Origin of the sequence: Mesorhizobium sp. M0854 (assembly GCF_040319815.1) — a bacterium.
Lineage (GTDB): Bacteria > Pseudomonadota > Alphaproteobacteria > Rhizobiales > Rhizobiaceae > Mesorhizobium.
Window position 1 is genome coordinate 120,119 of record NZ_JAMYOL010000004.1, and the last position, 22,066, is coordinate 142,184.

17 protein-coding genes are annotated in these 22,066 nt (G+C 65.0%); 12 read left to right on the forward strand and 5 right to left on the reverse strand.

Translation table 11 applies throughout. From position 1 onward, the window contains the following. The first annotated feature begins 2 nt into the window (after positions 1-2). From mnmE to NKH99_RS09105, 5 genes are all read left to right on the forward strand, one after another. Entirely contained in the window at positions 3-1,331 is a 1,329-nt protein-coding gene (gene mnmE, locus NKH99_RS09085; protein WP_352770443.1) for a tRNA uridine-5-carboxymethylaminomethyl(34) synthesis GTPase MnmE, read from the forward strand. Between the two features lie 201 nt (positions 1,332-1,532). After that, the gene (gene mnmG, locus NKH99_RS09090; RefSeq protein WP_353013694.1) at positions 1,533-3,422 is read left to right on the forward strand and encodes a tRNA uridine-5-carboxymethylaminomethyl(34) synthesis enzyme MnmG; all 1,890 of its coding nucleotides are present in this window, start codon (positions 1,533-1,535) and stop codon (positions 3,420-3,422) included. Continuing rightward, complete coding sequence (gene rsmG / locus NKH99_RS09095; protein WP_352995958.1) at positions 3,419-4,060, forward strand: 16S rRNA (guanine(527)-N(7))-methyltransferase RsmG; 642 nt, start codon at positions 3,419-3,421, stop codon at positions 4,058-4,060. The genes mnmG and rsmG overlap by 4 nt, the downstream gene beginning before the upstream one ends. Positions 4,061-4,093: 33 nt before the next feature. Continuing rightward, the gene (locus NKH99_RS09100; protein WP_084642633.1) at positions 4,094-4,894 is read left to right on the forward strand and encodes a ParA family protein; all 801 of its coding nucleotides are present in this window, start codon (positions 4,094-4,096) and stop codon (positions 4,892-4,894) included. Between the two features lie 51 nt (positions 4,895-4,945). Continuing rightward, positions 4,946-5,827, forward strand: a complete 882-nt coding sequence (locus tag NKH99_RS09105; protein ID WP_353013697.1) for a ParB/RepB/Spo0J family partition protein — start codon at positions 4,946-4,948, stop codon at positions 5,825-5,827. 466 nt (positions 5,828-6,293) lie between these two features. Here NKH99_RS09105 and holA read toward each other — a convergent pair whose 3' ends face one another. Then, positions 6,294-7,340, reverse strand: a complete 1,047-nt coding sequence (gene holA, locus NKH99_RS09110) for a DNA polymerase III subunit delta (protein ID WP_353013699.1) — start codon at positions 7,338-7,340, stop codon at positions 6,294-6,296. Between the two features lie 527 nt (positions 7,341-7,867). Between holA and NKH99_RS09115 the strand changes: the two genes are divergently transcribed. The 4 genes from NKH99_RS09115 to lpdA all read left to right on the forward strand — a co-directional run bounded on the left by NKH99_RS09115 (position 7,868) and on the right by lpdA (position 13,179). Beyond that, positions 7,868-9,100, forward strand: a complete 1,233-nt coding sequence (locus NKH99_RS09115; RefSeq protein ID WP_353013701.1) for a 3-methyl-2-oxobutanoate dehydrogenase (2-methylpropanoyl-transferring) subunit alpha — start codon at positions 7,868-7,870, stop codon at positions 9,098-9,100. Between the two features lie 2 nt (positions 9,101-9,102). Beyond that, positions 9,103-10,116 carry an alpha-ketoacid dehydrogenase subunit beta gene (locus NKH99_RS09120; protein ID WP_352770114.1) on the forward strand — a complete coding sequence of 338 codons (1,014 nt, stop codon included), beginning with the start codon at positions 9,103-9,105 and terminating at the stop codon, positions 10,114-10,116. Positions 10,117-10,126: 10 nt separating this feature from the next. Beyond that, a complete protein-coding gene (locus tag NKH99_RS09125) occupies positions 10,127-11,521 on the forward strand; it encodes a dihydrolipoamide acetyltransferase family protein (RefSeq protein ID WP_353013703.1) in 1,395 nt (464 codons plus the stop codon). Between the two features lie 263 nt (positions 11,522-11,784). Continuing rightward, positions 11,785-13,179, forward strand: coding sequence for a dihydrolipoyl dehydrogenase (lpdA, locus tag NKH99_RS09130; RefSeq protein ID WP_353013705.1), 1,395 nt, complete (start codon positions 11,785-11,787; stop codon positions 13,177-13,179). Positions 13,180-13,341: 162 nt separating this feature from the next. On the opposite strand, the gene NKH99_RS09135 is transcribed toward lpdA, so the two are convergent. After that, complete coding sequence (locus NKH99_RS09135) at positions 13,342-14,445, reverse strand: saccharopine dehydrogenase family protein (protein WP_353013707.1); 1,104 nt, start codon at positions 14,443-14,445, stop codon at positions 13,342-13,344. A 123-nt stretch (positions 14,446-14,568) separates the two neighbouring features. Between NKH99_RS09135 and NKH99_RS09140 the strand changes: the two genes are divergently transcribed. The 3 genes from NKH99_RS09140 (at position 14,569) to NKH99_RS09150 (ending at position 16,802) form a co-directional block, all read left to right on the forward strand. Further along, positions 14,569-14,997 carry an Lrp/AsnC family transcriptional regulator gene (locus NKH99_RS09140; RefSeq protein ID WP_352474012.1) on the forward strand — a complete coding sequence of 143 codons (429 nt, stop codon included), beginning with the start codon at positions 14,569-14,571 and terminating at the stop codon, positions 14,995-14,997. Between the two features lie 187 nt (positions 14,998-15,184). Next, the gene (locus tag NKH99_RS09145; RefSeq protein ID WP_023675940.1) at positions 15,185-15,550 is read left to right on the forward strand and encodes a RidA family protein; all 366 of its coding nucleotides are present in this window, start codon (positions 15,185-15,187) and stop codon (positions 15,548-15,550) included. 22 nt (positions 15,551-15,572) lie between these two features. After that, entirely contained in the window at positions 15,573-16,802 is a 1,230-nt protein-coding gene (locus tag NKH99_RS09150; RefSeq protein ID WP_352770415.1) for an amidohydrolase/deacetylase family metallohydrolase, read from the forward strand. Positions 16,803-16,956: 154 nt separating this feature from the next. Here the strand turns inward: NKH99_RS09150 and NKH99_RS09155 are convergent, their stop codons facing one another. From NKH99_RS09155 to NKH99_RS09165, 3 genes are all read right to left on the reverse strand, one after another. Then, positions 16,957-18,738 (reverse strand): NAD(P)-binding domain-containing protein, encoded by a 1,782-nt coding sequence (locus tag NKH99_RS09155; RefSeq protein ID WP_353013708.1) that lies wholly within the window; start codon positions 18,736-18,738, stop codon positions 16,957-16,959. A gap of 139 nt (positions 18,739-18,877) precedes the next feature. Beyond that, a complete protein-coding gene (locus NKH99_RS09160; protein ID WP_353013710.1) occupies positions 18,878-20,911 on the reverse strand; it encodes an aldo/keto reductase in 2,034 nt (677 codons plus the stop codon). Positions 20,912-20,967: 56 nt separating this feature from the next. Continuing rightward, positions 20,968-22,065 carry an ABC transporter ATP-binding protein gene (locus tag NKH99_RS09165; RefSeq protein WP_023675944.1) on the reverse strand — a complete coding sequence of 366 codons (1,098 nt, stop codon included), beginning with the start codon at positions 22,063-22,065 and terminating at the stop codon, positions 20,968-20,970. Position 22,066: the final 1 nt, after the last annotated feature.

Here is a 22,066-nt window from a genome sequence, read left to right on the forward strand (position 1 = left end):
AAATGATTTCAAAAGACTCCATCGTGGCGCTGTCGAGCGGGCGCCTGCCGGCCGGCATTGCGGTGATCCGGATTTCCGGGCCGCAGAGTCGATTCGCTGTCGAAACGATTGCTGGATCGAAGGTGCCAAACCGCGTTGCCACCTATCGCAAGTTCCGGGCGCCCGACGGATCGGTGCTGGACAGCGGCCTGGTCGTCTTCTTTGCCGGCCCCGACAGTTTTACCGGCGAGGACGTTGCAGAGTTCCATGTGCATGGCGGGCGCGCCGTTGTGGCGAGGATGCTGGAAACGATCGCCTCCTGCGACGGCGTCAGGCATGCCGAGCCTGGCGAATTCACCCGCCGCGCCTTTCTCAACGGCAAGCTCGATCTGGTCGAAACCGAGGCGCTGGCCGATCTCATCAACGCTGAAACCGAGGCGCAGCGGCGCTTTGCCGTTCACAACGCCCAAGGGGTGCAGAGCGAACTCTATCTGGGCTGGCGCCGACGGCTGATCCACGCCCGCGCGATGATCGAGGCCGAGATCGATTTTGCCGACGAGGACGACGTGCCGGGCTCGGTCGCCGACACAGTCTGGTCGGATGTTCAGGCCGTGATCGACGAAATCGAGCGCCATGTCGCCGGCTTCCGGGCTGCCGAGATCATCCGCGACGGGTTCGAAGTCGTCATCCTCGGCGCACCGAATGCCGGCAAATCCAGTCTGTTCAACGCCCTGGCGCGGCGCGAAGCGGCCATCGTCACCGACGAGCCGGGCACGACCCGCGACCTGCTCGAGGTGGTACTGGACCTGCAAGGGGTGCGGGTCAGGGTAACCGACACCGCCGGTCTGCGGGAGGCGCCCGGCAAGATCGAGGCGATCGGCATCGAGAAGGCCAGGACCAAGGCGCACAGCGCTGATCTGCTGTTGCTGCTGGAGGATCTGGCGGAACCAATCGCGATCGGTATGCTGCCGGGCGACATTCAGGCGCTGAGGGTCGGTACAAAAATTGACCTGCTGGGGGGCAAATCGCCCTCGCCTGCGGCGCACTATGATTTCGCTATCTCGACGCGGGACGGCACGGGTCTGACCGAATTGCTGGACGAGATCGGGCGTCGTGCCGCAGTCCAGATCGGCAAGGCCGGCGATGTCCTGCCGTCGCGGCTGCGGCACGTCGAGCTGCTCAACGAGACGAAACGCTTCCTGCTCGCAGCAGTGGTCAGTGGTGATCGCGGGCAGGAGCTACGGGCCGAGGAACTGCGCCTGGCGGCGGATCGGCTTGGACGCATCGTCGGGGCGGTCGATGTCGAGGATATGCTGGACGTTATCTTTTCGCAGTTCTGTATCGGCAAATGACTCACGTGAAACATTGCCAAGTACCGAGATGCGGGCGTGTCGCTAGCTTGCTCGCTTAGTGGGGGAAGCCGGTGATGATTCACGTGAAACACGTAGCGATGAACGCAGACGGAATTGTTTCACGTGAAACGACTAGTGGGTGTCCTTGACAGTGCAGGCTCACGGGCACATGTGTCGGCGGATTTGAATCGGAATATACAAATGACCAATCACTATGATGTGGTGGTGGTGGGCGGCGGCCATGCTGGTTGCGAGGCGGCTAGTGCGGCCGCGCGGGCTGGCGCCAGGACGGCGCTGGTGACGCTGCGTTTCGACACGATCGGCGTGATGTCTTGCAATCCGGCGATCGGCGGTCTCGGCAAGGGCCATCTGGTTCGCGAGATCGACGCCATGGACGGGCTGATGGGGCGCGTCGCCGATGCCGCCGGCATCCAGTTCCGCCTGCTCAACCGCCGCAAGGGGCCAGCGGTGCGTGGTCCGCGAACGCAGGCCGACCGAAAACTGTATCGGCTCGCCATGCAGGCGGCAATCCGCCAGCAGGCTGGCCTCGATGTCATCGAAGGCGAGGTGCTGGATTTCGAAATCAACGACGGGGAAATCGACGACGGACGCATCGCGGCGGTGCTGCTGGCGGATGGAAGCCGGCTCGCCTGCGGCGCCGTGGTGCTGACGACCGGCACTTTTCTGCGCGGGCTGATCCATATCGGCGAGAAGAAGATCGTCGCCGGCCGCATGAACGAGCAGGCGAGCATCGGCCTGTCGGCGACGATGAGCCGCGCCGGCTTCAAGCTCGGGCGGCTGAAGACCGGCACGCCGCCGCGGCTGGACGGCAGGACGATCGATTGGGCGTCACTGGAGAGCCAGGCTGCGGACGAAGATCCCGTGCCGTTCTCGCTGCTGACCGAGCGCATCGAAAATCCGCAGATCCATTGCGGCATCACCCGAACGACCAATGCAACGCACGAGCTGATTCGCGCCAATCTCGGCCGCTCGGCCATGTATTCGGGGTCAATCGAAGGCGTCGGGCCGCGTTATTGCCCGTCGATCGAAGACAAGATCGTCAAGTTCGGCGACCGCGAAGGCCACCAGATCTTTCTGGAGCCCGAAGGGCTGGACGACGACACGGTGTACCCGAACGGCATTTCGACCTCGCTGCCCGAGGACGTGCAGCTCGACATCCTGAAGACCATTCCGGGGCTGGAGCGGGCAGCGATGCTGCAGCCGGGCTATGCCATCGAGTATGATCATGTCGATCCACGCGAGCTCAAGCCGACGCTGGAAACCAAGCGGATCGCCGGCTTGTTCCTCGCCGGACAGATCAACGGCACCACCGGCTACGAGGAGGCCGGCGCGCAAGGGCTGCTTGCCGGCTTGAATGCAGCGCGCAAGGCGTCGGCGAGCGAGGAAATCGTGCTCAGCCGCACCGAAGCCTATATCGGCGTGATGGTCGACGATTTGACCAGCCGCGGCATTGCCGAACCCTACCGCATGTTCACCTCGCGGGCCGAGTTCCGGCTATCGCTGCGAGCCGACAACGCCGATGAGCGGCTGACGCCACTGGCGATAAGGCTGGGGATTGCCTCGCCGGAGCGGATGCAGCGGTTCAACAATAGTATGCAAGACCTTGAGAAGGCGCGACAGCTCGCCCTCGGCACCACCATGACCCCCAATGAGGCAGCGCGCCATGGGCTCGAAATCAACCGGGACGGCGTCCGCCGCTCGGCCTATGAGTTGCTGGCCTATCCCGGCGTCGACATAGCCTGGCTGGGGCGGGTCGAGCCGGCTTTCGCGGCGATCGACAGCAAAACGGCCGAACGTCTTGAAACGGAAGCCAAATATTCTGTCTATCTCGACCGCCAGCAGGCCGATGTTTCGCAGATCAGGCATGAGGAGAGCAGGCTTATTCCCGAGTCGCTCGACTTTGCTTCTGTTCCCGGCCTGTCGAACGAGTTGAAGCAGAAGATGCTGGCACGCCAGCCGCGCTCGATTGCCGATGCGCAACGCATGGAAGGCATGACGCCGGCGGCGCTGGCGATTATTGTCGCCCATGTCCGCAATGCCGAGGCGGCCGCGCGAAAGCAGGTCGCGTGAGCGCTGCGTCCTGGGCAAACCTGCAGGCGGCAGCGGGCCCGGTTTCACGTGAAACATTCGATCGCCTGGTCGAGTTCGAGGCCGTTTTCCGGAAATGGAACCGCCGGATCAATCTGGCCGCGCAATCGACGCAGGACGATGTCTGGCGCCGCCACATCCTCGACAGCGCGCAGCTGGCGCGAATCAAACCAGAGGCGAAGCGCTGGGTCGATCTCGGCTCCGGCGGTGGGTTTCCCGGCCTTGTGCTGGCCTTTTTGCTTGCCGAGCGGGACGGCGCCGGTATCGACCTGGTTGAAAGCAGCCGGAAAAAAGCATCGTTCCTGCAAGCGGTCATCGGACAGTTCAGCCTGCCCGCCAAGGTTATCGCGCGCCGCATCGACGACAGCTATCCCCTTGTTCCTGCACCGCAAATCGTCACAGCCAGGGCACTCGCCTCGCTGCCCGACCTGCTCGACCTGGCGGCACCGTGGCTGACCAAGGGTTCGCGCGGCCTGTTTCACAAAGGCCGGGATTACCGCGCCGAAGTGGCAGAAAGCGCTCAACGATGGTCTTTCGATCTGGTAGAACATGCCAGTGCAACCGACGCACAGGGCGTCATTCTCGAAGTATCCGACTTGCGACAGCACCCTGGCTTGTGACCGGCGACCCAAATGAATTTCTGGCATAGACCCATGATGAAGAACGGCCCCCGAATCATCACCGTCGCCAACCAGAAGGGCGGCGTCGGCAAGACGACGACCGCCATCAATCTGGCCACCGCGCTGGCGGCCATAGGCGAACAGGTGCTGATCGTCGATCTCGACCCGCAGGGCAACGCCAGCACCGGGCTTGGCATCGACCGGCGCGACCGCACCGTCTCGTCCTATGATGTGCTGACCGGCGAGCTGGATCTCGAAGCGGCGGCGATCCCGACGGCGGTGCCTGGCCTGTCGATCGTACCGTCGACGCTCGACCTGCTCGGCATCGAGATGGAAATCGCCTCGGCGCCGGATCGGGTGCTGCGGCTGCGCAACGCGCTGCGGGCTTCGGCTGAGCGCTCGGCCAATTTCGGCTATGTGCTGATCGACTGCCCGCCGTCGCTCAACCTGCTGACACTGAATTCGATGGCTGCGGCCGATTCGGTGCTGGTGCCGCTGCAGTGCGAGTTTTTCGCGCTGGAGGGCCTGAGCCAGCTTTTGGAGACGGTCGAGCAGGTGCGCCGCTCGATCAACCCCGACCTGACGATCCAGGGCATCGTGCTGACCATGTTCGACGGGCGCAACAATCTCGCCAACCAGGTGGTGCAGGATGTGCGGGCGCATATGGGCGACAAGGTCTATGAAACCGTCATCCCGCGCAATGTCCGCGTTTCCGAGGCGCCGTCCTACGGCAAACCGGCGATTCTCTACGACCTCAAATGTTCGGGCAGCCAGGCCTATCTGCAGCTTGCTTCGGAAGTCATCCGCCGCGAGCGCAAATTGCGTGCCGCTTAACCGGTTGTAAATAATAAACCCGATTCGATACCGAAACGATCTGGACGGACGATGAACGAAGACCCTTCGAGGAAAAGACTGGGACGGGGACTGGCGGCCCTGATCGGCGAAATCGATCGCCCAGCGGCACCGGAAAAGCCCGGGTTGGCGGGCGACGGCAAGGTGCCGATCGAGTTCCTCAGCCCCAATCCGAAAAACCCGCGCCGGCATTTTGGCGACGCCGACCTGACCGACCTCGCCCAGTCGATCCGCGAACATGGCGTGGTGCAGCCGGTGGTGGCGCGGCCGTCGAAAACCCAGCCGGGCCGCTACGAGATCATCGCCGGCGAGCGACGCTGGCGCGCGGCGCAACGCGCCGGGCTGACCGAAATCCCGATTATCGTGCGCGACGTCAACGATCGCACGGCGCTCGAACTGGCGATCATCGAAAACGTCCAGCGCACCGACCTCAACCCGGTCGAGGAGGCGCTCGGCTACGAGCAGCTGATCGACGACCATGGCTATACCCAGGCCGATCTCGGCCAGGTGATCGGCAAGAGCCGCAGCCATGTCGCCAACACGCTGAGACTGCTCAAGCTGCCCGACGTCATCCGCGACATGCTGGTCGACGGGGCGCTCTCTGCCGGCCACGCCCGTACCCTGGTGACGGCCAACGACCCGGCCGGGCTTGCCAAGCGGATCATCGATGAGGGGCTTTCGGTGCGCCAGGCCGAGGCCTTGGCGCAGCTGCCGGTCGGCGCGCCGTCGGCAAAACGCCAGCCCGCCGCACCGCCGCAAAAGGATGCCGACACGCTGGCGCTGGAGCGGCTGATGACCAGCACGATCGGCATGATCGTCACGATCGAGCACAACCAGCGCGGCGGCGTGATCAGCGTCGCCTACCGGACGCTGGAGCAGCTTGACGAGCTTTGCCGAAGGCTGAAGCGGGAGTAGGTAGGTTGCTAAAATTAGCCGGCAAATAAGATTTTTGCTGCCGCGCGGTGATTGGCGAAATCGTCGAAGTAGTTAATTTCCCCCCTTGAGGGCAAGGCTATCGCAGATGGAAAGCCGAGACTTTCGCTCTACGACGTACCCCCACCCCTAGCCCCTCCCCACAAGGGGGAGGGAGACTTTCGTTGGCGCTGACCTCGGCAAATTGCCCGCCTTTCGGCGCCAAAAGGGGAAGTAAGGGCGCGCGGCAGCGTTCCCTCCCCCTTGTGGGGAGGGTTAGGGTGGGGGTCCATCTTCGTAAGAATCCAAATGCGATTGCCCTGCCCTTGAGGGGGAGATGGCCGGCAGGCCAGAAGGGGTCGTCAAATTTCAAGCGCCACCTCCTCTGTCGTCGCGGAAGGGGCTGGTGTTCTACGCGCTGTGACCCCCTCTGTCGCCTTTGGCGACATCTCCCCCTCAAGGGGGGAGATCAGGTGCGCTGCGCCAGCCTGGCGCTCTCCACGGCGATGCCGAGCAGGGCCTGGCGTGCCAGCGCGATCGACAGATCCGGCCGCCGGCGTGTCTGCAGCACCGCCGTCTGCAGGCGGTTGAGGGCGCGGCCGAGCGCCTCGCTGCTCCAGCGTTCGAGGGCTTTCTCGACCAGCTTGCGCCGGGAGAAAAACACCGGCGGGCGCGCCGCGGCTACGACCGAAGCGGCATTGCGGCCGCCGGCGTCCATCAGGCCGCGCATCGCCTGAATCGCCTGCAACTGCCGCATCGCCGATGAAAGTACCAGAAAGGGCTGGCCGCCGGACTGGCAATGGCGGGTGAAGGCGGTGTCGAAGTCGGCGATCCTGCCTTCGAGCAGGGCGTCGACCGCCGCGTCGAAGGAGAGGCCCGAGACATCGCCAGACGTCGCCTTGACGTCGTCGAGGCCGATTTCGGCCTGGCCATGCGCGTAAAGCACCAGCTTTTCGATCTCGCCGCGCGAGGCCAGCCGGTCGCCGCCGAGATTGCGGCGCAGCGCCTGCCGCGCCTCCAGTGTCATCGACATGCCGGCCTTGCGCAGTTCGTCTTCGATGACCGTATCGATATCCCTGGCCTCATCGGCATAGCAAGGCAATGCCATGGCATTGTCCGCCGCCTCCACCACGGCGCGCAGGCCGACGCCCTTCTTCAGGTCGCCGGCCTCGATGAGGATGATGGCGTCCCGCGCGGGCTCCGACGTCAGCGCCTTGACGTCATCGGCAAGCGCCTTCTGAGCGCCGGCATTGCGCACCCATAGCAGGCGCCGCTCCGAAAACATCGGCACGGTGCGGGCCTCGTCGAGCAGACGGCCCTCGTCGCGATCGACTTCCGATCCGTCCAGCCTGACTACCGAGAACGGATCGTCGAGCGGCAGGCCGGTCTTGCCGGCAAAGGCCTTTGCCCGCTCGGCAACCAGCCCGCGATCGGGACCGTAAAGCAGCACGATCGAGACGCGCGGATCCGGCTTCGCGAGCCATGCATCGACCTCGTATGCTTTCTTTTGTGCCATGGGCGCTGATTAGCATGACGCGGGCGCGGGGTGAACGGCGGTCGGGGGTATTGTATCGAGACGCTCGAGGGGCAGAGGGGCGCGAAGGAAGACCAGCCTCTCAAGACGTGGGTTCCTCTCCGCCGCAAAGCGGGGGAGAGGTGGCCGCGAAGCGGTCGGAGAGGGGGCTTTCGTAGAGCGCGGCTCCCCCTCTCCGTCTCGGCTTCGCCGAGCCACCTCCCCCCACTTCCGTGGGGGGAGGAACCCGAGCTTGGATGATGCCGCGATCCTCCGGCAGGACAGAGGGGGCGCGAAGGAACTCGACCGAGCGATCTTCCCGCAGGAAGTTCCTGCTCTTGCGCCAGACCAGGCCGGGCATTCGCCAAATTGCGCGCCGGCGCGGAAGATCGACAAGAAATTTCGCCGACATATCTCCATCCTGTCGGCCGCGGGCAGCAGCCAGCGGCAGCGAAGCCTCGCCCGACGAATTGGCACTGGTCTGGCGGTGTGCAAATATCCTGGCCGGGCAACAGTGGAGGACCGAGATCATGGCCGATGCCGGAATGCTGCGCTTCCATGTTCCGGAACCGGAAGTGCGGCCGGGCGGGACGCCGGATTTCTCCAATGTGAGCATTCCAAAGGCTGGCTCGGTGCCGCGCCCGAAGATCGACGTCGACCCGCGCGACATCCGCGATCTGGCCTTCTCGATCATCCGCGTGCTCAACCGCGCCGGCGAGGCGGTCGGGCCGTGGGCAGGGCTGCTTTCGGACGAGGAGTTGCTGGAGGGGCTGCGTCATATGATGACGCTGCGCAGCTTCGATGCGCGCATGCAGATGGCGCAGCGCCAGGGCAAGACCTCTTTCTACATGCAGCATCTCGGCGAAGAGGCAGTGAGCTGCGCCTTCCGCAAGGCGCTGTCGCGCGGCGACATGAATTTTCCGACCTATCGGCAGGCCGGCCTGCTCATCGCCGACGGCTACCCGATGGTCACGATGATGAACCAGATCTATTCGAACGAGGCCGATCCGCTGAAAGGGCGGCAATTGCCGATCATGTATTCATCGAAGGAGCACGGCTTCTTCTCGATCTCCGGCAATCTGGCGACGCAGTACATCCAGGCGGTCGGCTGGGCGATGGCCTCGGCAATCAGCAACGATTCAAAGATCGCCGCCGCCTGGATCGGCGACGGTTCGACCGCCGAGTCCGACTTCCATTCGGCGCTGGTGTTCGCCTCGACCTACAAGGCGCCGGTCGTGCTCAACGTCGTCAACAACCAGTGGGCGATCTCGACCTTCCAGGGCATCGCCCGCGGCGGCTCCGGTACTTTTGCCGCCCGTGGGCTCGGCTTCGGCATTCCGTCACTGCGCGTCGACGGCAACGACTATCTCGCCGTCCATGCGGTGGCCAAATGGGCGGCGGAACGGGCGCGCAGCAATCTCGGGCCGACGCTGGTCGAATACGTCACTTACCGCGTCGGCGCCCATTCGAGCTCCGACGACCCGTCGGCCTACCGGCCGAAGGCCGAGTCCGATGCCTGGCCGCTCGGCGACCCGATCGTCAGGCTGAAGAACCATCTCATCCAGCGCGGCGTCTGGTCGGACGAACGCCACGCCCAGGCCGAGGCGGAAATCCTCGACACGGTGATTTCGGCGCAGCGGGAGGCCGAGCGCCATGGCACGCTGCATGCCGGCGGCAAGCCCTCGACGCGGGATATGTTCGAGGGCGTCTATGCCGAGATGCCGCCGCATCTCAGGCGCCAGCGCCAACAGGCAGGGGTCTGACCATGCCGCGGCGGACCATGATCGAGGCGATCCGCGACGCCATGGACGTGTCGATGGCGCGCGACAGCCAAGTCATCGTGTTCGGCGAGGATGTCGGCTTCTTCGGCGGCGTCTTCCGCTGCACGCAAGGCCTGCAGGCGAAATACGGCAAGGGCCGCTGCTTCGATGCGCCGATCAGCGAATCCGGCATTGTCGGCGCGGCCATCGGCATGGCCGCCTACGGGCTGAAGCCTTGTGTCGAGGTGCAGTTTGCCGACTATGTTTATCCAGCCTACGACCAGATTGTCTCGGAAGCGGCGCGGCTGCGCTACCGGTCGAACGGCGATTTCACCTGCCCGATCGTCGTGAGAATGCCGACCGGCGGCGGCATTTTCGGCGGCCAGACCCACAGCCAGAGCCCGGAGGCGCTGTTCACCCACGTCTCCGGCCTGAAAGTCGTGGTGCCCTCGAACCCGCATGACGCCAAGGGCTTGCTGATCGCGGCGATCGAGGATCCGGACCCGGTGATCTTCCTGGAGCCGAAGCGGCTTTATAACGGCCCGTTCGACGGTCATCATGAGCGGCCGGTAACGCCATGGTCGAAACATGAGCTCGGCGAGGTTGCCGACGGCCATTACACGGTGCCGCTCGGCAAGGCGGTGATCCGACGGCCGGGTGCGGCAGTCACCGTGCTTGCCTATGGCACGATGGTCTATGTCGCCCAGGCGGCAGCCGAGGAGACCGGCATCGATGCCGAGATCATAGATCTGAGGACACTGCTGCCGCTCGATCTCGAGACGATCGTCGCATCGGTCAACAAGACCGGGCGCTGCGTCATCGTGCACGAGGCGACGCTGACATCGGGGTTCGGCGCCGAACTTTCGGCGCTGGTTCAGGAGAGCTGCTTCTACCATCTGGAAGCGCCGGTGGCGCGGGTCACCGGCTGGGACACGCCCTATCCGCATGCGCAGGAGTGGGACTATTTTCCCGGTCCCGCCCGGCTAGGCCGCGCGCTGGTCGAAACGATGGAAGCCTGAAGAGGGAACGATGGGCGAATATGTCATCAAGCTGCCCGATGTCGGCGAAGGCGTTGCCGAGGCCGAGCTCGTCGAATGGCAGGTCAAGGTCGGCGACCTCGTGCGCGAGGACGCCGTGCTTGCCGCTGTCATGACCGACAAGGCGACGGTCGAAATTCCGTCGCCCGTCGATGGCGAGATCGTCTGGTTGGGCGCCGAGATCGGCGACACGGTGGCGATCGGCTCGCCGATTGTCAGGTTGAAGGTGGCGGGCGAGGGCAATGTCAGGGATGCTGCGTCGCAGGCCACTGAGGCGGGCGCCAAAAATACCCCCACCCCTAACCCCTCCCCACAAGGGGGAGGGGGACGTGCCGCAACCTCCAAGGCCGAACCCGAGACCGCTCCACGATCATCTGGAAAAACACCACCGCATAAGGGACTAAGTGCGGCGGGTGGCGAATCCCCCTCCCCCTTGTGGGGAGGGGTTAGGGGTGGGGGTACTGCGCCGGCTTTCGGGGGTATAGCGCCGGTCGGTGCGCCGCGTCCGGAGGGAGAAAAGCCACTGGCCTCGCCGGCCGTCCGCCTCAGGGCGAAAGAGGCCGGCATCGACCTTCGGCAGGTCCCGGGAACCGGCGCGGCCGGGCGCATCCGGCACGAGGATATCGAGGCTTTCCTGGCGCGCGGACCCCGGCTCGCCAAGGCCCCTGGCCTCGCCCGCAACGAGGCGGTCGAGGACATCAAGATAGTCGGGCTCAGGCGAAAGATCGCCGAGAAGATGACGCTGGCCAAGTCGCGCATCCCGCATATCACCTATGTCGAGGAGATCGACGTCACCGCGCTCGAGGATTTGCGCGCCGCGCTCAACAAGGAGAAGCGGCCGGGCGGGGACAGGCCGAAGCTGACGCTGCTGCCGTTCTTGATGCGGGCGATGGTCAAGGCAATCGCCGACCAGCCCAATGTCAACGCACTGTTCGACGACGAAGCCGGCATCGTCCACCAGCATGGCGGCGTCCACATCGGCATCGCCGCGCAGACGGCTTCCGGGCTGATGGTGCCGGTGGTCAAGCACGCCGAGGCGCGCGACATCTGGGACTGTGCAGCCGAGGTTGTCAGGCTGGCCGAGGCGGCAAAATCCGGCACGGCGACGCGCGACGAACTCTCGGGATCGACCATCACCATCACTTCGCTGGGCGCCATGGGCGGCGTGGCGACGACGCCGGTGATCAATCATCCGGAAGTGGCGATCGTCGGCGTCAACAAGATGATGGTGCGGCCGGTATGGGACGGCAGCCAGTTCATCCCGCGCAAGATGATGAACCTGTCCTCCAGCTTCGACCACCGCGTCATCGACGGCTGGGATGCGGCGGTATTTATCCAGCGGATAAAGACGCTGCTGGAGACGCCGGCGCTGATTTTTGTGGACTGAGGAGATGAGAACGGTCGCAAAGGCCCCCTCGCCCGGCAGCATGGGGCGCCGGGACGCTGGCTCCCCCTTCTCCCCTTGTGGGAGAAGGTGTCGCCGAAGGCGACGGATGAGGGGTGCTCCAGCTTGGCACCTACCGCACTCCGTCCAACACCCCTCATCCGTCTCGGCGCTACGCGCCGATCCACCTTCTCCCACAGGGGGAGAAGGAAAGGCGCGCAGCGGCCGGATGGTGGGGCATTTATCCCCGAAAGGACGCAGCTGACATGAAGGAAATCTCCTGCAAGCTGCTGGTCATCGGCGCCGGTCCGGGCGGCTATGTCTGTGCCATCCGCGCCGGGCAGCTGGGCATCGACACAGTGATCGTCGAGGCAGGCAGACCGGGCGGCACTTGCCTCAATGTCGGCTGCATCCCGTCAAAGGCGCTGATCCATGCAGCCGAAGAGTTCGAAAAGCTCTCGCACATGGCCGGCGGCAAAAGCCCACTCGGCATAACGGTCGCGGCACCGTCGCTTGATCTCGCCGCCACCATTGCCTGGAAAGACGGCATCGTTAGCCGGCTGAACAACGGCGTCGCCGGCCTGCTGAAGAAAGCTGGCGTGAAGACGGTGCATGGCTGGGCGACATTTCGCGACGGCAAGACCGTTGCCGTCGAGACCGAGATCGGCATGCAGGTGATCCGCGCCGAAACGGTGGTGATAGCGACCGGCTCGGCGCCGGTCGAGCTGCCATCGCTGCCGTTCGGCGGTCCGGTCATTTCGTCGACCGAGGCGCTGGCGCTGAGCGAAGTTCCGGAGAGGCTGGCGGTGGTCGGCGGCGGCTATATCGGGCTGGAACTCGGCATCGCCTTTGCCAAGCTGGGCGCCAAGGTGACCGTGGTCGAGGCGTTGCCGCGCGTGCTGGCGCAATATGATGCGGAACTGACCCGGCCGGTGGTGAAGCGGCTGGCCGAACTCGGCATCGAGGTGCTCGTGAACGCCAAGGCCAAGGGGCTGTCCACTAAGCGCGACGCGCTGCTGGTCGAGACGAATGGCGGCAAGAACGGCAAGATCGCTGCCGACAAGGTGCTGGTCACGGTCGGTCGCAAGCCGGTAACCGAAGGCTGGGGGTTGGAGCAGATCGACCTCGACATGGCCGGACCCTTCATCCGCATCGACGACCAGTGCCGCAGCTCGATGCGCGGCCTCTTTGCCATTGGCGACGTCACCGGCGAGCCGATGCTGGCGCATCGGGCCATGGCGCAAGGCGAAATGGTCGCCGAGATCGTCGCCGGCCACAAGCGCAGCTGGGACAGACGAGCGATCCCGGCTGTCTGTTTCACCGATCCGGAGCTGGTCACCGCAGGCCTGTCGCCGGAGGAGGCCAAGACCCGTGGCGAGATCAAGGTCGGACTGTTTCCCTTCACCGCCAATGGCCGGGCGATGACGAAGTTGGGCGAGGACGGATTCGTCCGGGTAGTGGCGCGGGCGGACAACCATCTGGTGCTTGGCATCCAGGCCGTCGGCCAGGGCGTGTCGGAACTGTCGACGGCGTTTGGGCTGGCGCTGGAGATGGGCGCGACGCTGGAGGACATCGCCGGGACGATCCATGCCCATCCGACACAGGGCGAGGGTTTTCCGGAGGCGGCGCTGAAGGCGCTGGGGCACGCACTGCATGTCTGATGGCTCGCGCTCTCCCCCCTTGAGGGGGAGATGGCCGGCAGGCCAGAGGGGGTCGGTTCGACTGGATGCGACCTCCCTTGCGACAGATGGAGGTTGGCGCTCTACGCGAGGCGACCCCCTCTGTCGGCGACATCTCCCCCTCGAGGGGGGAGATTACGCAGCTCACCCTGCAAGCCGGCTAACCATTTCGTGCTGCGCATAGGCGCGGCCGAAGCGGTTGGCCAGGAAGGCGTCGAGGGCGATGTCCTCCTGCTTGATGAAGCCCCTGGCCGGCAAGGTGCCGTCGGCGAGCATGTCGAGCACCGCGCAGATGGCGGAGGCGGTGGTGATCTGGATGGCGCTGCGCACCGTTTCGCCGTCGCGCCTGGCGTAGATCTTGTTGGCGTAGGTCTCCTGCAGCAGACGGCCGTTCTTGCGGCCGCTGACGGTGACGAAGACGATAACCACGTCCTGCAGCGTTGCCGGCAGGGCGCTTTCGAAAATGTCCTTCAGCACGTCGCGGCGGTGGCGCAGGCCGAGGTCGTTGAGCAGCGCCTTCATGATCGCGGCATGGCCGGGATAGCGGATGGTGCGATAGTTCAGCGTGCGCACCTTGCCTTTCAGCGTTTCGGCCAGCGTGCCCAGCCCGCCCGAGGTGTTGAACGCCTCGTAGGTGACGCCGTCGAGCGAGAATTCTTCACGCTCCTCCAGCGGCGGCACTTCGATCAGCTCGCCTTCGACGATCGCCTCGCAAGGCTCGCAATATTCGTTGATGACGCCGTCGGTGCTCCAGGTCAGATTGTAGTTCAGCGCATTCGACGGGTACTGCGGTAGCGCGCCGACCCGCATGCGCACGCTTTCCAGCGTGTCGAAGCGGCCGGCGAGATCGTTGGCAACGATCGAGATGAAGCCGGGCGCCAGACCGCATTGCGGGATGAAGGCGCTGTTGCCGGAGCGCGCCAGTTCCTTGACCCGCCTGGTGCTGACGACGTCCTCGGTCAGATCGAGATAGTGCACGCCGGCGCTGGCCGCCGCCTCGGCGATGCGCGTGGTCAGATGGAAGGGCGCGGCGCTGAGCACCGCGAATTTGCCGGCCAGGGCCGCTTCGAGGGTGCCGGCGGCCTCGATGTCGAGTTCCAGCGTCTCGACCGTTTCAGGCAGTTCGGCCGCGCCGAACTGCGCCGCCGAGCGGTCGACGAGCGTGACCTGGTAGTCGCCCGTGGAAGCCAGCATCTCGGCAATGGTCGAGCCGATCTTGCCGGCGCCGACGACGATGATTTCCTTCATGACCGGTCCCTCGCACCAATGCTAAATTCACGGTTAGAATCGCAGCTTGCCTGTCGAAAGGAAGCGTGAGATTGTACGAAACGCAGCCTCTCTTTGGGCAATGTGCCGGTAGGGTTCGTCGAAATGCTCAGCGATGCCGACCAAGCTCTGCTTTCTCTGCTGCGCACCAATGCGCGCGCCTCGACCGCCGAACTGGCGCGGCGGCTCGGCGTCTCACGAACGACGGTGCAAAGCCGGATCGAGCGGCTGGAACAGCGCGGCATCATCGCCGGCTACGGGGTCAGGCTGTCGCCGGATTACGAGCAGGGGCTGGTCAGGGCGCATGTCCTGCTCACCGTCACCCCCAAGCTTGCCGACAAGGTGGTGCGCAGCCTGCAGGCGCTGGCACCGGTTCGCACGCTGCACTCGGTCAGCGGCAATTTCGACATGATCGTCATCGTCGAGGCGCCGTCGATCAGGGATCTCGACACGCTTCTCGACCAGATCGGCGCCATGGACGGAGTCGAGCGCACGTCGTCGTCGATCATCCTGTCGACGCGGATCGACCGCTGAGCGGGCTGGTGTCGCGGGTCCAGACGCTGGCGCGAAGGATCACCGAGCGCAGTGATCGTTCTGGCGCTCTCGCGGCAAAGCGATATAGGCTTCGAAGATGTTGGATGAGACTCGCAGAGGGGCCGCGTCCTCTCGCGCCAAGCTGACAAGTCGCGCGGTCACGCAACGATTTCCAGAGGAGACCTCCTTGCCCAAGCAGTGTTTTGGAAAATCCCATGTGCCGTTGTCGCCGGCAGTCAGGGCCGGCGATTTCGTCTATGTCTCAGGCCAGGTGCCGGTCGGCACAGACGGGCTGGTGGTCAAGGGCGGCATCGCCGAACAGACCGAGCAGGTGCTGTCGAACGTCAAGGCGGCACTGGCGCTGGCCGGCTGTACCCTGGACGACGTAGTCAAGACGACGGTCTGGCTCGAAGACGCCCGCGATTTCGGCATTTTCAACACCGTCTATGCCAGGCATTTCCCGAAAGACCCGCCGGCGCGCACGACAGTGGAGTCGCGGCTGATGATCGACATCAAGATCGAGGTCGAGGCCGTTGCCTACAGGCCGGCCTGACGGGAAAATGGAGACAGGCGCGATGCAATTCGATCTCCTGATAAAAGGCGGCCGCCTCATCGATCCGGCCTCCGGCCTCGACGCGCAGCGCGATCTGGCGATTGCCGACGGCCGTATCGCCGCGATCGACACCGAAATCCCATTCGAACGTGCCGCCCGCGTCATCGATGCCACGGGCTCGATCGTCGCGCCGGGCCTGATCGACCTGCACAGCCATGTCTATTGGGGCGGCACGTCGCTCGGCGTCGATGCCGACCGGCTCGCCGCAAAGAGCGGCACCACCACCTTCATCGATGCCGGAAGCGCCGGCGCCGGCAATTTCCTCGGCTTTCGCCGCCACGTCATCGAGCGCTCGAAAGTCCGCATCCTGGCCTATGTCAACATTTCCTTTGCCGGCATATTCGGCTTCTCGCAGACCGTGGCGGTCGGCGAGTGCAGCGACCTCCGGCTCTGCGAACCGCGCGAGACGGTAGCGGCGGCTCGCGAGCACGCGGACGTGGTTGTCGGCATCAAGGTCCGCTCGGGTCGCCATGCCGGCGGCGCCAGCGGCATCGCGCCGGTCGATCTCGCGCTCGAAGCCGCCGACAAAGCCGGCCTGCCGCTGATGGCGCACATAGACGAGCCGCCGCCGGGCCGCTCGGAAGTGCTGCCGCGGCTGCGCAAGGGCGACATTCTCACCCACTGCTTCCGGCCGTTTCCCAACGCGCCGGTCTTCGCCTCGGGGGCGGTGCGGCCAGATATGCGGCTGGCGCGCGAGCGCGGCGTCATCTTCGATATCGGCCACGGCATGGGCTCGTTCGATTTCGAAGTGGCCAAGGCGATGCTCGGCGAGGGGCTGGCGCCGGACGTGATCAGCAGCGACGTGCATCTCTACTGCGTCGACGGGCCGGCCTTCGACATTCTGGTGTGCATGTCGAAGCTGCTGGCGCTCGGCATGCCGCTGGTCGAGGTGCTGCGCGCCGCGACACAGCGGCCGGCCGAAGCGATCGCCAGGCCCGATCTCGGCAGGCTGGCGGTGGGTGCGGTCGGCGACATCGCGGTGCTGCGGCTGCGTCCCGGCCGCTTCACCTTTGTCGATTCGGTCGGCGCCTCGCTGGTCGCCGAGCAACGGCTGGTCTCGGACGGAATCGTGGTCGGCGGCAGCTGGTGGCCGAACGAGGCGGTGGACGATCTCGGCGAAACCGAGCGCTTCGAAGCGCATGCGCACGACACGCATGTCGAGGTGGCGAGCCGGCATTTCGGGCGTGGGTGATCTCCCCCCTTGAGGGGGAGATGTCGCCGAAGGCGACAGAGGGGGTCGGTTGGACTGGGCTCGCTTCCTGCAACGGACGGAGGTTGGCGCTCGACGCGCCGCGACCCCCTCTGGCCTGCCGGCCATCTCCCCCTCGAGGGGGGAGATCACAGCTTCACCGCCCCGCCGCTCCATAAACCGGCGTCGCAATGCCTTCCATCCTCGCCTTGATCTGCAGCGCGACGTACTTCGAATAGAAGCGCGACAGCGCCAGATTGCCGCCGTGGAACCACAGCGCTTCCTGTGCCGTCGGCTTCCACATGTTGCGCAATTCGCCTTGCCACGGACCCGGGTCGCCTTTCACGCCCGAGCCAATCCCCCAGCACGGGCCGACTTTGTCGGCGACTTCGCGCGAGACGATCGCCGCCACCGTTTCGTTCATCGAGAGATAGCCGGTGCAGGCGATGATTGCGTCGGCCGCCAGTTCGGTGCCGTCGTCGAAGAGGATGCCTGTCGGCGTCAGCGACTTGATCCCGACGCAACTGCGGATGCCGATCTCGCGGTCGATGATCAGGTCGCAAGCGCCGACATCGATGTAGAAGCCCGAGCCGGTGCGGTAGGCCTTCATCAGGAGCCCGGTCTCGTCGTCGCCGAAATCGATGGCGAAGCCGGCGCCGCGCAAGCGATCGTAGAAGGCCGCGTCGCGCGCCTTGATGATGTCGTAAAGCGCCCGCTGGCCTTGCGGCAGCAGCGCGAACGGCGTCGAGGCGACGATCATGTCGGCCTTCTCGGTGGTGATGCCGCGGGCCAGCGCCTTTTCCGAAAAGATCTCGAAACCGATCTCCATCAGCGTGTCCGACTTGACCACCGTCGTCGGCGAGCGCTGGACCATGGTCACCTCGGCGCCGCTCTCCCAAAGATCGACGCTGACGTCATGGCCGGAACTTGCGGCGCCGATGACGGCGACCTTTTTGCCGCGGAATTTCTCGCCGCTGGAATACTGGCTGGAATGCAGGATCTCGCCCTGAAAGACCTCGGCACCCGGCAAGTCGATGCGCCTGGGCGGGCCATAAGCACCGGTTGCAAAGACGATGTGCCTGGGTTTCAGCATGATGCGCTCGCCGGCGCGGTCGAGCTCGACAGTCCAGACCTTTTCGGTCTCGTCATAGGACGCGCTCACGCATGTCGTGGAGGTCCAGTAGTTGAGCTCCATGACGCGCGTATACATCTCCAGCCAGTCGCCCATCTTGTCCTTGGGCGTGAACACGGGCCAGTTCTCGGGAAACGGGATGTAGGGCAGATGGTCGTACCAGACCGGGTCGTGCAGCACGAGCGAGCGGTAGCGATTGCGCCAGGAATCGCCGGCCTGGGCGTTCTTCTCGATGACTATGGCCGGCACGCCCAATTGCCTGAGCCGGGCGCCCAGCATGATGCCGCCCTGGCCGCCGCCGATGACCAGGCAATAAGGCTGCTGGCCGGCGCCGAGTTCACGTGTCTCGCGCGCCCTCGCCTCCAGCCAGGTCTCGCGCTCCGGATCGGCCTTGTGGCGGACGCCCAGCGGCCGCGCCGGGCCCTTGCGCTCCTCAAACCCCTTGAGATCGCTCATCGCGGTAAACAGTGTCCGGCATTTGCCGTCCCTGAGGCGCATGATGCCTTGGCCCCACGCCGATGACGTCTCGAAAGAAAACCAGGCTTCGATCGTGCCTTCGTCCGAAGTCGCTTCGCCGCTGAGCTGCCACCGGGCAGGTTTTGTCGTTGCCAGCGTCGCCGCCAGCATGTCGCGGATCGCGACGCGGCCCTCCATCGTCCTGACGTTCCAGGTGAAGGTCAAGAGGTCGCGCCAGTAGCAGTCCTCGACGAACAAATTGGTTGCCGCCTCGACGTCGCCGGCCTCGAGCGCCCGGGCAAAGGAATCGAGCCAGGTGGCAGCCTGTTTCGTCGGTGCGATGTCGAGCATCTGTCTTGCCTAACTTCCAGTGGCCTTTGCGCTGACCTCATTCTTACCCTTTCCCGGTTCTTTGCGGGAGAGGGTAAGGGCCGTGCAAACAGTCCGGAAGCTAAGGGCGCAGCGTAGGCCGAAGCGACTGCCGCTGCCGTCAGGCCCGCGCGCGGGCCTGATCCGAACCGCTATCCAGCCATGCGAGATCGTCCGGCGAAAGTGAGATGTCGAGCGCCTGGAGGCTGTCTTCCAACTCGTCGAGCGTGCGCGGCCCGATCAGCGGGACGGACGGAAACGGCTGCGCCAGCACATAGGCGAGCGCGACGTGGATCGGGCTTTTGCCCAGCCGTTTGGCGAGCTCGATGGCGCGGTCGCGACGGCCGAAATTCCTCTCCGAATACCAGACCCGGACCAGCTCCTCATTATCGCGCCGGTCGCGCCCGGCGCGGTCGGTGAAGAAGCCGCGGCCCTGGCTCGACCAGGCGAAATTCGGCATCTGCCGGGCGGCGAGCCAGGCCTTCCATTCGTCGCTGGAGGAGGTGACGCAGCCTGCCCAGATCGGCTCCAGCATCTCGGCCAGCGAGAAATTGTTGGAAAGCGCGCCGGGCTTCTGCTTGCCGGTGCGCTCGGCATAGGCAATCGCCTTGTCCATGCGGTCCATCGTCCAGTTCGAGCCGCCGAACGGACCGCGAATGCGGCCGGCCTTGACCTCGCGGTCCATCGCATCGACGAACTCGTCGACCGGCACGTCCGGATTGTCGCGGTGCATGAAATAGACGTCGATATGGTCGGTCTGCAGCCGTTCGAGCGACTGGGTGAGCTGCTTGCCGATGACGTCGGGATAGCAGAGCGGCGAGTGCGCGCCCTTGCCGATGACCACCGACTGCTCGCGCACGCCGCGGTTCTTCAGCCACTGGCCGAGCAGCGTCTCGGTATAGCCGGAGCCGTAGACGAAGGCGGTGTCGAACAGATTGCCGCCGGCCTCGAAATAGGCATCGAGCAGGATGGCGCCCGACGAAAAGGTGCGGAAATCCTCGAAGCCGAGCGCCAGGCACGAGGCCGGCCGCGGCAGGCCCGGAATGCTGCGCTTGGGGATGGCGGTTCCGCCGGAGCGCAGCTTCCGTCCGGGGATCGTGTTGACGCGCTTTGCCGGTTTCTCGATGTCGTATTCGAGCCCGATTGCGGCCCGCCATTTGTCGAGCACGCGCAGATTGCCGAGACTGTCGGCCCAGCCCATGCCGGGCCAGGCGAACTCCTGCTTTCCGCCGAGAATGGCCTCGCCGGCGGCGTCGACCTCAAATGCGTACAGCCAGCCGTCCTCCGTGACCTCGACCACCTCGGTGTCACCCGGACGGATGATGCGGATTTCGCCGGTGCCGCCTTGCTGGCCGCCGGCATACCAGAAATCCGCCACCTCGATGCGGCCTTTGCTGCCGAGAATACGCAAGACATTGTCCTGAGCGAGCGAGATGCTGCAGGACACTTCCGCGACGATGCCGCCCGGAAAATGCAACAGCGCCGACGCCCATTCGTCGACGCCGGATTGGCCGAGATGCGCAGCGCCGACGACTTTGTCCGGCTCGGCGAAGGGCTTTCCCACTGCTGCGCCGGCAATCAGCCGCGCCATCGAGACGGGATAACCGCCGACATCGAGAATGCCGCCGCCGGTGAGATCCTTGGCGTAAAGCCGGTGCTCCGGCATGAAGCCCGGCATGGCGAAGCCGAAGCTGGATTTGATCATCTTGATGTCGCCGATCGCGCCGGTCCTGATCACCTCGACCAGCTTGGCCGTCTGCGGATGCAGCCGGTACATGAAGGCTTCGCCGAGAAAGGTGCCGGCCTTGCGCGCGGCATGGATCATGGCGTCGGCTTCGAATGCGGTCAGGCCAAGCGGCTTTTCGCAAAGCACGTGCTTTCCGGCCTCGGCCGCCTTGATCGCCCATTCGGCATGGCTCGGATGCGGCGTCGAAATATAGATCGCGTCGACATCCGGATCGCCAACCAAAGCCTCGTAGCCGTCCAGGATGCGGGCGCCGGGGAAAGCCTCGGTGAGCCCCGCCTTGCCGGGATTGCGCGCCCCTAAGGCGACCAATGTGCCGGTGCGCGAATGGGCGACGCCCCCGGCAAAAGCCTTGGCGATGTTGCCGGGCCCGAGAATGCCCCAACGAACTTTTTCTGGTTTGGACGTCATGTCAAATCTCCGTGGGGTGGCCGCGAGCAATCGCGATCGGACAAAAGAAAGATGGGTTAGCGAATGCGTGCGCCGGTGGCGTCGAAGAGAAGCGAGCGGTCGGCTTTGATCGACACCACCAGGTCGTCGCCGTTCGCGCGATGCCGCGAGGCCTCGCGCTCGATGATCAGTTCCTCGCGTCCGCCCCCGGTACCGGAATTGGCATAGACATAGCTCACCGATCCCAAGTGCTCGGCGACGTCGGCCTTGAGGGTAAGGTCGCAATCGCCCTGGCCGGCGTCGAAGAAATGCTCCGGCCGCACGCCAAGCACAACATCGCCGCCTGTTGCAGGCAAGGCATCCGAAAGCGGCTTGCGCAGTCGCGCGCCGCGATGATTGACCAGTTCGACGACCGCCGCACCGTTGTCGGCCCCGACCATTTTTGCCGCCAGGAAGTTCATTTTCGGCGAGCCGACGAAGCCGGCAACGAAGCGGTTGGCGGGGTCGTCGTAGAGATCGAGCGGCGCGCCGATCTGCTCGATATTGCCGGCGTTGAGCACGACGATCCTGTCGGCCAGCGTCATTGCCTCGGTCTGGTCGTGCGTCACATAGACCATGGTAACGCCGAGCTCCTTATGAAGGCGCGATATCTCGACGCGCATCTGCACCCGGAGCTCGGCATCGAGATTGCTGAGCGGTTCGTCGAACAGGAACACTTGCGGCTCACGCACGATGGCGCGGCCGATGGCGACGCGCTGGCGCTGGCCGCCCGACAATTGCCGCGGCCGCCGCTTCATCAGCTCGGCGATACGCAGGATTTCGGAAGCCCGCTTCACCCGCCGCTCGGTATCTGCCTTGGGGTTGCCGGTCATTCTCAGGCCGAAGCTCAGATTCTGCTCGACCGTCATGTGCGGATAGAGCGCGTAGGACTGGAACACCATGGCGATGCCGCGATCGGCCGCCTCGACGTCGTTCACCACCTTGCCGCCAATGGCGATCTCGCCGTCGCTGATGTCCTCGAGTCCGGCGATCATCCGAAGCAGCGTGGACTTGCCGCAGCCGGAAGGGCCGACGAAGACGACGAATTCGCCGTCATCGATGTCGATATTGGCACCGTGGACGATCTCGAAGACGCCGAAGCGCTTGATGACGTTTTTGAGTGTGACTGCCGCCATG

Excerpts from the sequence above, each read along its gene's own strand:
- NKH99_RS09100 (WP_084642633.1), top strand. The coding sequence starts at position 4,094 with ATGATGAAGAACGGCCCCCGAATCATCACCGTCGCCAACCAGAAGGGC.
- NKH99_RS09120 (WP_352770114.1), top strand. The coding sequence starts at position 9,103 with ATGCCGCGGCGGACCATGATCGAGGCGATCCGCGACGCCATGGACGTG.
- NKH99_RS09115 (WP_353013701.1), top strand. The coding sequence starts at position 7,868 with ATGGCCGATGCCGGAATGCTGCGCTTCCATGTTCCGGAACCGGAAGTG.
- NKH99_RS09160 (WP_353013710.1), bottom strand. The coding sequence starts at position 20,911 with ATGACGTCCAAACCAGAAAAAGTTCGTTGGGGCATTCTCGGGCCCGGC.
- NKH99_RS09165 (WP_023675944.1), bottom strand. The coding sequence starts at position 22,065 with ATGGCGGCAGTCACACTCAAAAACGTCATCAAGCGCTTCGGCGTCTTC.
- mnmG (WP_353013694.1), top strand. The coding sequence starts at position 1,533 with ATGACCAATCACTATGATGTGGTGGTGGTGGGCGGCGGCCATGCTGGT.
- mnmE (WP_352770443.1), top strand. The coding sequence starts at position 3 with ATGATTTCAAAAGACTCCATCGTGGCGCTGTCGAGCGGGCGCCTGCCG.
- lpdA (WP_353013705.1), top strand. The coding sequence starts at position 11,785 with ATGAAGGAAATCTCCTGCAAGCTGCTGGTCATCGGCGCCGGTCCGGGC.
- NKH99_RS09140 (WP_352474012.1), top strand. The coding sequence starts at position 14,569 with ATGCTCAGCGATGCCGACCAAGCTCTGCTTTCTCTGCTGCGCACCAAT.
- NKH99_RS09135 (WP_353013707.1), bottom strand. The coding sequence starts at position 14,445 with ATGAAGGAAATCATCGTCGTCGGCGCCGGCAAGATCGGCTCGACCATT.
- NKH99_RS09150 (WP_352770415.1), top strand. The coding sequence starts at position 15,573 with ATGCAATTCGATCTCCTGATAAAAGGCGGCCGCCTCATCGATCCGGCC.
- NKH99_RS09155 (WP_353013708.1), bottom strand. The coding sequence starts at position 18,738 with ATGCTCGACATCGCACCGACGAAACAGGCTGCCACCTGGCTCGATTCC.
- holA (WP_353013699.1), bottom strand. The coding sequence starts at position 7,340 with ATGGCACAAAAGAAAGCATACGAGGTCGATGCATGGCTCGCGAAGCCG.
- NKH99_RS09125 (WP_353013703.1), top strand. The coding sequence starts at position 10,127 with ATGGGCGAATATGTCATCAAGCTGCCCGATGTCGGCGAAGGCGTTGCC.
- NKH99_RS09105 (WP_353013697.1), top strand. The coding sequence starts at position 4,946 with ATGAACGAAGACCCTTCGAGGAAAAGACTGGGACGGGGACTGGCGGCC.